General features: G+C 45.5%; 6 protein-coding genes. 5 read left to right on the forward strand and 1 reads right to left on the reverse strand.

Features of this window, described 5'->3' with window-relative positions:
* Window positions 1-344 precede the first annotated feature (344 nt).
* The 3 genes from recA (at window position 345) to metH (ending at window position 6,175) form a co-directional block, all read left to right on the forward strand.
* Complete coding sequence (gene recA / locus FE810_RS10550; protein WP_138320023.1) at window positions 345-1,373, forward strand: recombinase RecA; 1,029 nt, start codon at window positions 345-347, stop codon at window positions 1,371-1,373.
* A gap of 180 nt (window positions 1,374-1,553) precedes the next feature.
* Complete coding sequence (gene metA / locus FE810_RS10555; RefSeq protein WP_138320024.1) at window positions 1,554-2,492, forward strand: homoserine O-acetyltransferase MetA; 939 nt, start codon at window positions 1,554-1,556, stop codon at window positions 2,490-2,492.
* A 5-nt stretch (window positions 2,493-2,497) separates the two neighbouring features.
* Window positions 2,498-6,175, forward strand: a complete 3,678-nt coding sequence (gene metH / locus FE810_RS10560; protein WP_138320025.1) for a methionine synthase — start codon at window positions 2,498-2,500, stop codon at window positions 6,173-6,175.
* A gap of 171 nt (window positions 6,176-6,346) precedes the next feature.
* On the opposite strand, the gene FE810_RS10565 is transcribed toward metH, so the two are convergent.
* Window positions 6,347-9,622, reverse strand: coding sequence for a S41 family peptidase (locus FE810_RS10565; RefSeq protein WP_138320026.1), 3,276 nt, complete (start codon window positions 9,620-9,622; stop codon window positions 6,347-6,349).
* 214 nt (window positions 9,623-9,836) lie between these two features.
* On the opposite strand from FE810_RS10565, the gene FE810_RS10570 reads away from it, so the two are divergent.
* Both FE810_RS10570 and alaS read left to right on the forward strand, forming a co-directional pair.
* Window positions 9,837-10,295 (forward strand): regulatory protein RecX, encoded by a 459-nt coding sequence (locus FE810_RS10570; RefSeq protein ID WP_212744497.1) that lies wholly within the window; start codon window positions 9,837-9,839, stop codon window positions 10,293-10,295.
* 57 nt (window positions 10,296-10,352) lie between these two features.
* On the forward strand, window positions 10,353-12,983 hold the full coding sequence (alaS, locus tag FE810_RS10575) for an alanine--tRNA ligase (protein WP_138320027.1): 2,631 nt from the start codon (window positions 10,353-10,355) through the stop codon (window positions 12,981-12,983).
* The last annotated feature ends 8 nt before the right edge of the window (window positions 12,984-12,991 follow it).

Raw genomic sequence — 12,991 nt, forward strand, 5'->3', positions numbered from 1 at the left:
TTTCTTGTGAATCTTAGCGGTCAATTAGAGCGCCTTTAGATTAGGGACGATTACTGAATTTGATGTTAAAAGATTTGCGCCTTGATAGAAAGCAATAAATACGGATTAAAGGGAATATCAAAACCTGTGAATTGCGACTGTTAACCACTGTATAAAGTGCCGTAAATAAGATGTAAATCGCAGGGTTGAAATGATGTGAACTCTGTATCTCTTTGTTTTTGTTGCCTTTCTGTGTGTCGCAAAATGTTTTTTTTGGTTTTTTTAAATTAGCTATTGATACTGTACGATTATACAGTATACTGAGCGAAGTTAATGTATAAACAAGAATACGATTGGAGAGACTAATGGATACGAACAAAGAAAAGGCCTTATCCGCGGCGTTAAGCCAGATTGAGCGTCAGTTCGGTAAAGGTTCGATTATGAAGCTGGGTGAGAACCGTAGCATGGATGTAGAGACAATTTCAACGGGTTCGTTGGGGTTGGACATTGCATTAGGTGCTGGTGGTTTGCCAATGGGGCGGGTAATTGAAATCTATGGTCCGGAATCCAGTGGTAAAACAACGTTAACATTAGAGGTTATCGCCGAAGCACAGCGCAACGGTAAAGTCTGTGCGTTCGTGGATGCAGAGCACGCATTGGATCCAATTTATGCCGAAAAATTAGGGGTGAATATTAACGACCTGTTAGTATCTCAACCTGATACGGGTGAGCAGGCATTGGAAATCTGCGATATGTTAACTCGCTCAGGTGCGGTTGATGTGATTGTTGTCGACTCGGTTGCAGCACTTACGCCAAAAGCTGAGATTGAAGGTGACATGGGTGACAGCCATATGGGTCTGCAGGCACGTATGTTGTCGCAAGCCATGCGCAAATTAACCGGTAACCTGAAACAATCGAATACTATGATGATATTCATCAACCAAATTCGGATGAAAATTGGTGTGATGTTCGGAAACCCAGAAACGACAACGGGTGGTAATGCGTTAAAGTTCTACGCATCTGTTCGTCTTGATATCCGCCGGATTGGTGCGGTGAAAGAAGGTGATGAAATTACCGGTAATGAAACTCGCGTTAAAGTGGTTAAGAACAAAATTGCACCACCATTTAAGCAAGCGGAATTCCAAATTCTTTATGGCGCCGGGATTAACAATCTGGGTGAGCTAATCGACCTGGGTGTAAAACATAAGTTAGTTGAAAAAGCTGGTGCCTGGTACAGCTGTAACGGTGAGCGTATCGGCCAAGGTAAAGCCAATGCAGGTAAATACCTGCAAGAAAACCCAGCGATGGCGAAGGATATTGATGCCAAGCTTAGAGCTATGTTATTGACGGCGAATCAAGAAAGCGAAGAGCAAGAAGCTGAAACAGAAGATTAAACGTTAATAACCGTTAAAAAAAGCCGCGAAATGCGGCTTTTTTTGTTTTTATATTAACAAATAAACTGGCGACTTTATTTTTACGCAGTTATTGGTGTTTAGACGTCTATACGTTTAGATGTTGAAAAGTCTTAATTGATTCAGTAGTATGGGTGCTTCGCTTGCCTCAGGAGATCCCGCATGCCAATAAAAATTCCCGATCAGTTACCCGCCCTAGAGGTGTTGGGGAATGAAAATATTTTTGTCATGTCCCATAATCGTGCGAATAATCAAGACATCCGGCCGATGCAAGTAGCGATTCTGAATTTAATGCCAAATAAAATCGAGGCTGAAATTCAGATCTTAAGAATGCTTTCCAATACACCGTTACAAATCAATATTGAATTGCTGCGTCTGCATTTGAATGAGTCCAAGAATACGCCTAAGGCACACCTTGACCAATTTTATCGTCTGTTCGATGACGTCAAACACAAACATTACGATGGCTTAATCATCACCGGCGCTCCTCTTGGGCAACTCGACTATGAACAAGTGTTGTACTGGGACAAGATTTGCGAGATGTTTGATTGGGCGAAAACCAATGTCACATCCACGATGTTCTCTTGCTGGGCAGCCCACGCTGCGGTGTATCATTTTTATGGAATTAATCGACAATTGAGAGCGGAAAAGCTTTCTGGCGTTTACAAACACTGCACCAGACTTCCAAAAGAAGAACTAACCCGTGGTTTCGATGAGTCTTTTGTTGTTCCTCATTCTCGTTTTGGTGAGGTGAAACCTGAAGTCTATGCCAGTGTCGATGAATTATCCATCCTTGCTGACTCCGAGGAAGCAGGGGCATATCTGGTTGCCAGTAAAGACAAAAAATTTGTGTTTGTTACCGGACACCCGGAATATGATACAACCACATTAAAGGATGAGTATTGGCGGGATATCAATGCCAGCTTATCGCCATCACTGCCGGTAAATTACTTTCCGTTAAATGATCCTGAACAAGTGCCTGCGAATAACTGGCGCAGCCATGGTAGTCTGTTGTTCAGTAACTGGCTCAATTATTACGTTTATCAAATTACTCCATACGTCCTGGATGTCGATGGACCATTTTCAGAAATAGGAAATTAGCAGTAATGTCCAATGCCTCTAATCTTTTCCAAAAACATTTAAATGAACGAATATTAGTGCTCGATGGTGCCATGGGTACCATGATCCAAAATCATAAATTAAGCGAAGCGGATTTTCGTGGCCAGCGGTTTAAAGACTGGTGCTGTGATGTTAAAGGTAACAATGACCTTTTAGTACTCACGCAAGAAAAAATCATTGCCGACATTCATCGTGAGTATCTGCTAGCTGGCGCTGATATTATTGAAACTAATACTTTTAATGCGACTTCCATTGCTATGGCGGATTACGAAATGGAAAGCATTAGCCGGGAAATTAACTTGGCTGCGGCGCAAATCGCTCGCCAGGTAGCCGATGAAGTTACCGCGCAGCAACCACACAAACCACGTTTTGTTGCAGGGGTCTTAGGGCCAACGAATCGTACCTGTTCGATTTCGCCTGACGTGAATAACCCCGCATTTCGAAATGTTGACTTTGACGAGCTGAAAGAGGCTTATATTGAATCGACGCTCGCGTTAATTGAAGGTGGCGCTGATTTGATTATGATCGAAACCATTTTCGATACCTTGAACGCGAAAGCGGCGATTGTCGCTGTTGAGGAAGTTTTCGAATCAAACGATTTACGGTTACCGGTGATGATCTCCGGGACAATCACTGATGCTTCTGGTCGAACCTTATCGGGACAAACCACGGAAGCGTTTTACAATTCACTACGCCATGCCAAACCGATTTCATTTGGTCTTAACTGCGCACTGGGACCTGTTGAATTACGTCAGTATATCGAAGAGCTTTCCCGGATCAGTGAATCCGCGGTCAGTGCACACCCTAATGCTGGTTTACCAAACGCCTTTGGTGAATACGACTTTACCGTAGAAGATATGAATGCGCATATTCAAGAATGGGCAGAATCTGGATTTTTAAACATTGTTGGTGGTTGTTGCGGTACTACCCCAGCACACATCAAAGGCATTGCCGATACGGTCGCGAATATTAGGCCACGACACATTGAAGAAAAACCCGTGGCCTGTCGTTTATCTGGGCTGGAAGCGTTAAATATTAATGAAGATAGTTTGTTTTTAAACGTTGGTGAGCGTACTAATGTGACAGGCTCTGCAATATTTCGTCGTTTGATCACCGATGAAAAATACGATGAAGCGATAGCCGTTGCTTTGCAACAGGTGGAAAATGGCGCGCAGATTATCGATATCAATATGGATGAAGGCATGCTGGACTCCAAAGGGGCGATGATCACGTTTTTAAACTTGATTGCTGGAGAGCCGGATATCGCCAAGGTACCGATTATGCTCGACTCCTCCAAGTGGGACATTCTTGAAGCCGGGTTAAAGTGCATTCAAGGTAAGGGGATTGTCAATTCAATATCCTTAAAAGAAGGTGAAACGTCATTTCGCCAACAGGCGAATATTATTCGTCGTTATGGTGCTGCGGTAATTGTTATGGCATTTGATGAGGTCGGCCAGGCGGATACCCGAGACCGTAAAGTTGAAATTTGCCAGCGAGCCTACCGTATTCTGGTCGATGAAATCGGATTCCCACCGGAAGATATCATTTTTGACCCCAACATTTTTGCCATTGCCACGGGTATCGAAGAGCATAATAACTATGCGGTTGATTTTATTGAAGCAACCGCCGAGATCAAGAAATCCTTACCCTATGCGATGATTTCTGGTGGCGTATCGAATGTGTCGTTTTCGTTCCGTGGTAATAACCCCGTGCGCGAAGCGATCCATGCGGTATTCCTCTACCATGCAATTAAACAAGGCATGGACATGGGGATCGTTAATGCCGGACAGTTAGCGATCTATCAGGACATCCCTCAGGATCTGTTAACCGCAGTCGAAGACGTAGTGCAAAATAAAGACGATGGGGCCACGGAACGCTTACTGGATGTTGCTGAGCAATATCGGGGGCAAAAATCCGGGGCGACCAGTAAAGCGGATCTTACCTGGCGTGAATTGCCGGTCAATAAGCGCCTTGAGCATGCCCTAGTCAAAGGCATCAATGAATTTATTGTTGAAGATACCGAAGAGGCGCGCGTTCAGGCAACGCGACCTTTGGATGTGATTGAAGGGCCATTAATGGATGGCATGAATGTCGTTGGTGATTTATTTGGCGAAGGACAAATGTTTCTGCCTCAGGTGGTGAAATCTGCGCGGGTTATGAAACAGGCGGTGGCACATTTGCAACCTTATATTGAGTTGGAAAAAACCGAAGTTAGCTCTAACGGTAAGGTGCTGTTGGCAACCGTTAAAGGCGATGTTCACGATATCGGTAAAAACATCGTCGGCGTGGTACTGCAATGTAATAATTTTGATGTGATCGATCTTGGCGTTATGGTGTCTTGTGAAAAAATTCTTCAGGTTGCTAAAGAAGAGAATGTTGATGTGATTGGTTTATCCGGTTTGATCACCCCAAGTCTCGATGAAATGGTGCATGTGGCGTCAGAAATGCAGCGCCAGGGGTTTGATATACCACTATTGATTGGTGGTGCCACCACTTCGAAAGCGCATACGGCGGTAAAAATTGAGCAAAATTACGATCACGGTGTGGTATACGTGCCCAATGCATCACGCAGCGTATCGGTTGTTTCATCGTTGTTATCCCGTGAATTAAAGACGCCGCTATTAGAGCGAATGACCCGTGAGTATCAAACCATTCGTGAGCGACACGCGAAGAAAGGTCCTCGTTCAAACTTAGTGAGTTTCGATGATGCCAAAAATAATCGCTTTCCCCTTAGCTTTGACCAATACACCCCGAAAACACCAAATAAACTTGGCGTTACGGTTCTTGATGATTTGGATTTGAGTGCGATTCGCAACTACATTGACTGGACGCCTTTCTTTTTAACCTGGCAGTTATCCGGCAAGTATCCAAAAATACTGGAACATCCATTAATTGGGGAAGAGGCGCAAAAGCTGTTCAATGATGCCAATGCAATGCTCGATGATATTGTGGCAAACAAATTGATTCAGGCCAAAGCTGTAATTGGCTTGTTCCCGGCGTACCGAGATGGCGAAGATATTCAGGTGTTCGGTGACGATGAAAAGCAAGACTGTTTGATGACCTTGTGTCAGCTTCGTCAGCAAACCGAGAAAAAAGCCGGGCAGTTTAACCGTTGTTTGAGTGATTATATTGCCAGTAAAGAGCAGGGTATTGATGACTATATTGGTGCCTTTGCGGTGTCTGCCGGATTTGGGGCAGATGAACTGGTAAAAGCCTATGATGAAAAACACGATACTTATAACAGTATTCTGTTAAAAGCGGTAGCCGACCGGTTAGCCGAAGCCAGTGCTGAATATTTGCATGAGCAAGTACGTACTCACTTCTGGGGTTATGCAGAGGGTGAAACCTTTGACAACGAAGCCTTGATCCGTGAACAGTATCAAGGGATCCGCCCCGCGCCGGGATATCCCGCCTGTCCTGAGCACACCGAAAAAGGTAAGCTTTGGTCGCTACTCGAGGTCGAGAACAACATCGGTATGGAATTAACCTCGAGCTATGCAATGTGGCCGGGCGCTGCGGTTAGCGGTTGGTATTTTGCCCATCCAGATAGCAAGTATTTTGCGGTTGCCAAAATTGATAAAGTACAAGCACAAAGCTACGCAGAGCGCAAAGGCATGGATCTGGCAGATGCCGAGAAATGGCTGGCACCGAATCTTGACGATTAAGCCGCGACGAAAGTGTCAAATTAACGACGTCGTGCGGCAGCCGTCATAGCTATATTGATAAAACCGTAAAACGACAATCAATAAAACAAAAACAGGGCATCGAATGATGCCCTGTTTTTGTCTGTTTCCCTTATTGGTTTATGTCTTTGCTGGTGTCGATTCAGCCGAGAATTAGTTTGCCGCGTGTTTTTGGATATCTGCAGCGGGACCGGATTTTGGCATCGGCTTCGCTTTTAGTTTCTTCACCGGCTGTTGCTTCATTTTTTCCTTTAGGTATTCGATGCCCGCTTGCAGTTGCGCATCGGTGCCAGTAAATGTTGCATAAGGGAGATTATCCACGTCAATGTCTGGTGATACACCTGTGCCCTCGACCACCCACTCTCCTTGCAACGAGTACTGAGGCAATTCAGCAACGCGTGCCATACCATTATCACTTAAGCGATTTCGTCCGGTAAGCCATACGCCTGCGCCAGAGGTCTGCTTTCCAATCAATGGCGCCAGACCAAGCGATTTTATTGCCGCTGCGAAGGTCTCACCATCGGAATACGTTAATTGGTCGGTCAGGACGACTAGATGACCTCGAAAGGTTTGTTGCATATTCGTCGTTGGCGTATTGTCTCTTTCCTGCCAGAACATCCACGCCTGACGCAGCAGTTTTTCAATGAGCCAGCTGTCGATATTACCGCCACGATTGCGACGCACATCGATAATGAGCGCGTCTTTATCAAAGTTTGCGTAAAACTCCCGGGCAAAGTGATTAATATCATTACTGGTCATTGCGTTCATATGCAGATAGCCAATGTCATCCCCGGCTTTTGCGACGATTTTTTGGTTATGGTCTACCCAATCTAGGTAGCGCAATGATGCGTCTTGGCGGGTGCTGCCGGGTATAATCACGGTTTGGTGTGAAGTCTTATCTCGTTTGATGGTCAGCAGTACTTGCTTACCCGCCTTGTTGCGCAACGCTTTGTGCATATCGACCAAAGTTGCAACGCTGTTATTATTAATGTGAGTAATGATATCGCCAACTTGTGCATTAACTTCGGCTTTAGCCAATGGTGATGCGAGTGCGGGTAACTCCGGATCAGTCTGATAGATGGCATCAATTTGAATACCGTCGTTTACTTCCAGAAAACGCCCACCAAGAACACTGCCTTTAGCCGCGTCTTTATTTATTGGCATATCACCGCCACGAACCTGTGAGTGCAGAGCATTTAGCTCACCCATCATCTGCGCAAAGATATCATTTAGCTCATCACGGGAAGTGATGCGGTTGACCAGTGGCTGATATTTCTGTTTGGTTGCCTGCCAATCCAGGCCACGCATATTGCTATCAAATAAAAACTCACGGTGCATTAACCAGGCGTCCTGGAATAGTTGCTGCCATTCATCTATCGGAGCAAAAGACACCTGCCATTGGTTGCTGTTTACCTTCGCTTTGTTGAGGTTTTTCGGTGCTGTAGCCGTGGCATCGGTGATAAAGATGTCATTTGTCTTACCTGCCTTTTTGACAACGGCTAATTGCTTGCCATTGTCCGCCAATTGAAAACCGACCACGTCCTTAATAAATGTCTCAACTTTCGGTTCTATTTGGTCAAATTTAACAAACTGAATGTCCCGTTTACCGGCGTTGCTCTCAAGCAGGTACAAGCCAGAGTCACTCGAGGCAAGGGCAGAATAATTGCCATTTTTTATGGGTGCCTGATATAAGGTATCGGTGATCCCCTGCCAGTTTAGTTCGGGTTTGTTCTTGCTCTTGCTCTGCTCGTCTTCGGTTTGGTTATTGCTAACCTCGTTAAGCTCATTTGGTTTAGCAAAGGCAAACTTTGCCTCTTTGTTTAGTGGATAGGCAAATACCAGGCCGCGTTTATCAAACGCAGGCCCCATGTTTCTGTCGCCCCATGGCGAACGCGGATTTGAGGCAAAATGACGTTGTGAAATAAAGTAAATCCAGTTGCCGTCCCGGGTAAACGCTGGTGAAAAGTCTTCGTATTTGTCACTGCCGATAAATTGCTCTTGGTTGCGCTCCAGAGAATACAGGCGGATACTACTGCGTTGTCGTTCACTGTGGGCGCCTGCGATAGCGATCAATTTGCTGTCCGGTGACCAGACTATCGAGTCAAACCCTGAAAAACCGACCCCTTGGTCGGCGATTTTGGTGTTTTTTCGTGTTTGCAAATCAAGCAACCACAAATTACCGTCGCGATCGTCATGGGCAAGATACTGACCATCGGGAGACGGGTATAGGTTCCAGCGAAAAGTATTGCCATCTTGAGTTAACTGCTGGCCTTTATCACCGCCACTGGTGGCAAAACGCCAAATTTCCTGTTCGCCGCTGGTGTCATTGATGGCATAAACGTACTTACCGTCGTTGGACAGAACTGCCGAGCGCGTGCGACTTTGCTCTGGAGTCGAAATTTCTGATAGTCGGGTGTTGTTCAGTCCTCCTACTGCAAGCTTTCCTCGGGCAGTAATCACGACGCGTTTGCCGTTGCCCGCAATCGCGGCATCATTGAAGTAATTCATTGGTGTATTTAACCAACGCTCCTGGCGCTGTGCAAAATCGGACGTCAGGCTTATATCCAGGACAGTACTCTTATTTGTATCGAGATCTAACTGGTGGATATCCGCACCTAACTGGTACACCACTTGGTTTTGATGATTCGAAGCGAGGCGGATTTCCCAGTCTTGATGAAAGGTTAATTGCGTCTTATTGGCACCGTCAAAATCCATTGACCACAAATTAGCGCTACCGCTCTGGTCGGAAATAAACACGACTTTATTTTTGTAAACCATAGGTTCACGAACCGATGCCTGATGATCCTGAGTCAACGGTTTGGCTTCTTGTGACGAGCCAAGTCTCCACCGCCATATTTGTCCCTGAGCGCCGCCGCGATATACCCGGGAATTATCGCCGGTTACTTGCAGGCCAAAACGGGTAAAGAAAAGATATTTTCCATCACGGCTTACCGAGCCCTCGATGGCATCTGCTAACGGCAATTTATTGACTTTAAGCGTACCAGGGGTGACGGTTTTTAAGGTCCAGTAATTTGCCGGTCCAAAGCCGGAGTCGGTTGCATAAAGCACATCACCATTTTGGGTCCAGCCTTGAACCCGAACTCGAGAATTCTCATAGGTTAGCCGCTTTGGTGTGCCACCGTTAATCGGCATGAGATACGCTTCATATGTTCCGGCATAATTTGCGACATAAGCAACCTGCTTGCCATCCGGGGAGATACTTGCCATGGTTTCAAGGCTTTCATGGGTTGTTAATCGCTTGGCAATACCGGCATCGACATTGGAATGCCACAAATCCCCTTCGGCGGTGAATACGATAGATTGATCGTGGATACTCGGGGCACTAAAGTAGCCTAGCTTATGTTCTTCGGCACTTACGGTAGAGGTAATTGCCATGAGACACAGGGCAATGGATTTGTTTATTCTCATATTCTCTCGTCACTCTTGTGTTGTTATTTGAGACCTAAGGTTTTTAATTCAATTTTAATGACCATGATTGTAGCTTGCATCATTGGTCGATTGTGAACTATTGATTATTTTTTACATTTTTATCCTGTCTGGGGAAAAACGTTGCAAGCGACCTGTATTTTTATTTTTATGTAGGTAAAATAGACCAGTTTACAGTGATAGGTACAGGATACTCGTGTCAGACCAAACCACGCAAATCATCAACAAGGCAGTGAAAAAAGCCGCGTATAACTTTTTAGCGAGGCGGGAACATTCGCAGCAAGAGCTTAAACAAAAGCTTAAACGCAAGGAATTTGACGACGATGATATTGACCTGGTGCTTGAAAAACTGGCAGAACAGGATATTCAAAGCGACCTGCGATATGGTGAAGCACTGTTTCGACAGCGAGTACAAAAGGGTTACGGTTGGCAGTATATCCGCGCTGAGCTCAAGCAAAAGGGGTTGGCAGCTGGTATCATTCAGACTGTTTACCAATCACAAAAACAAGATTGGTTTGCCAATGCCGCCGGTGTGTATGAAAAACGTTTCGGCGAGCAACCGGCAATTGATGATAAAGAGCGGGCCAAACGCACAAGATTTATGCTTTATCGCGGCTTTGAACAAAGTCATATCATTGAGTTGATATCGACATAGCGGCGACAAGACAGCAATTTATAATTTTCGTATTACCAGAATGACAGAGACGATTAGATGACTACAACGGTTAAAAGCAGTGCCGAGATTCGTAAGGCATTTTTAGATTTTTTTGCATCCAAGCAACATCAAATAGTGCCCAGTAGTTCCCTGGTACCAGGCAACGACGCAACCTTGTTATTCACGAATGCGGGTATGGTGCCATTTAAAGATGTATTTCTAGGCGCTGAATCTCGCAGTTATACGCGTGCTACGTCATCGCAACGTTGCGTTCGAGCCGGTGGTAAACATAACGATCTCGAGAACGTTGGTTATACCGCTCGCCACCACACTTTTTTCGAAATGCTGGGTAATTTCAGCTTTGGTGACTACTTTAAAACCGATGCAATTAATTTTGCCTGGCAGTTTTTAACTGAGGTGTTGCAGCTTGAGAAAGAGAAACTGTTAGTCACGGTATATGAAACTGACAATGAAGCGTTTGATATCTGGGTAAATCAGGTGGGCGTTCCGGCCGAAAAAATTATTCGTATTGGAGATAAATCTCCTGAAAAGAAATACGAGTCTGATAATTTCTGGTCGATGGGTGATACAGGTCCATGTGGTCCTTGTACGGAAATATTTTACGATCATGGCGATCATATCTGGGGTGGTCCTCCGGGCAGCCCGGAAGAAGATGGCGATCGCTTTATCGAAATTTGGAATCTGGTATTTATGCAATTTAACCGTCAGGCTGACGGTACCATGGAAAACCTGCCAAAACCGTCCGTTGATACCGGTATGGGGTTAGAGCGCATTGCCGCCATTATGCAAGACGTTCATTCCAACTATGAAATCGATATTTTTCAGGGCTTAATCAAATCCGCCGCACAGATATTATCCGTTAGTGACCTGACTCATAACTCCCTTAAAGTCATTGCTGATCATATTCGTTCCTGTAGTTTTATGATTGCCGATGGAGTCATGCCGTCCAATGAAGGTCGAGGTTATGTCCTGCGCCGTATTATTCGTCGTGCCATACGTCATGGCCATAAACTGGAAGCGCAAGGCCATTTCTTTCACAAATTAGTGGCGGCTTTAGCGGAGCAAATGGGCGACGCTTATCCGGAATTGGTGAAACAACAAGCCGTAATTGAAAAAATTCTTCGTATTGAAGAAGAGCAATTTGGTCGCACCCTTGATCGCGGCATGGCATTGCTCGAAGACATTATCACTGGCCTTAAGGGCAAGCAAATTGACGGTGGCGATGTCTTTAAACTCTACGATACCTACGGCTTCCCTGCGGATTTGACTGCAGATATTGCCCGTGAACGGGAGATATCGATTGATGAGGATGGCTTTGAGCAGCAGATGCAGGCACAACGCCAGCGCGCTCAGCAAGCCAGTCAGTTCGGTACCGATTACAATGAAAAGTTAAAATCTGAACAACATACCAGCTTTAAGGGATACACCAATCACGATTATTCCGCGACCGTTGTCGAGCTATTTAACGAAGAAGGTAAAATTTCAACGTTATCTGCCGGACAAAAAGGTGTTGTGGTGCTCGATAATACGCCATTTTATGCGGAATCCGGTGGTCAGGTTGGTGATACTGGCGTGATTAGTACAGGGAACGGCGAGTTTGATGTAACCGATACTGTAAAACTTGGCAATGCGTTTGCTCACCATGGTGTAGCCCGTGGTGATATTCAGTTAAATGCCCGGGTTAAAGCGAGCATCAATGTTGAACGTCGTGCAGCCATTACTAAAAACCATACGGCGACGCATTTATTGCATGCGGCCTTGCGACAGGTGCTTGGTGAACATGTTACCCAAAAAGGTTCATTAGTGGATGATGAAAAGCTACGGTTCGATTTCTCTCATTTTGAAGGGGTTACTGCTACGGAATTGCGTACCATTGAGCAATTAGTGAATCAGCAAATCCGCAGCAACAGTGAACGTGAAACCGCATTGATGCAAATTGATGAAGCGAAAGCGAAAGGAGCAATGGCACTGTTTGGTGAGAAGTATGACGATGAAGTTCGTGTTGTCACCCTAGGCGGTTTTTCTACGGAATTATGTGGCGGCGTGCACGTCAACCAAACCGGCGAAATAGGTTTATTTAAAATCACCTCTGAAGCGGGTATTGCGGCAGGTGTTCGTCGTATCGAAGCGGTTACCGGAGAAGGAGCTTTGGCTTATGTCGATGCTCAATCTGATACCTTAGGTGCAATTTCAACGTTAGTGAAAAGTGATAGTGCCAATACCTTGAGTAAAGTTGAGCAAATGATCGTGAAAGCTAAGCAACTTGAAAAAGAAGTATCTCAGCTTAAACAGAAAATGGCTGCTCAGGCCGGTTCCGATCTGATAAGTAATACGGTTGACGTTAACGGCGTGAAAGTTCTGATTGCCAATGTTGAAGGCAGTGATCCCAAAGCATTGCGTGACATGGTTGATGATCTTAAAAACAAACTGGGTAGTGGCGTGGTCATGCTCGGCCTGGCTAATGGCGCGAAAGTTAACTTGATTGCCGGTGTCACCAAAGATTTAATCGGCCAGGTTAAGGCCGGAGAGTTAGTGAATATGGTTGCTCAACAAGTTGGCGGTAAAGGTGGCGGTCGTCCGGATATGGCTCAGGCGGGCGGTAGTGAACCTGAAAACCTCGATGCTGCACTTGCCTCGGTTCAGGCCTGGCTGACTGAAAAACTCTAACTACGGCC

Origin of the sequence: Thalassotalea litorea, from assembly GCF_005843925.1 — a bacterium.
Lineage (GTDB): Bacteria > Pseudomonadota > Gammaproteobacteria > Enterobacterales > Alteromonadaceae > Thalassotalea_A > Thalassotalea_A litorea_A.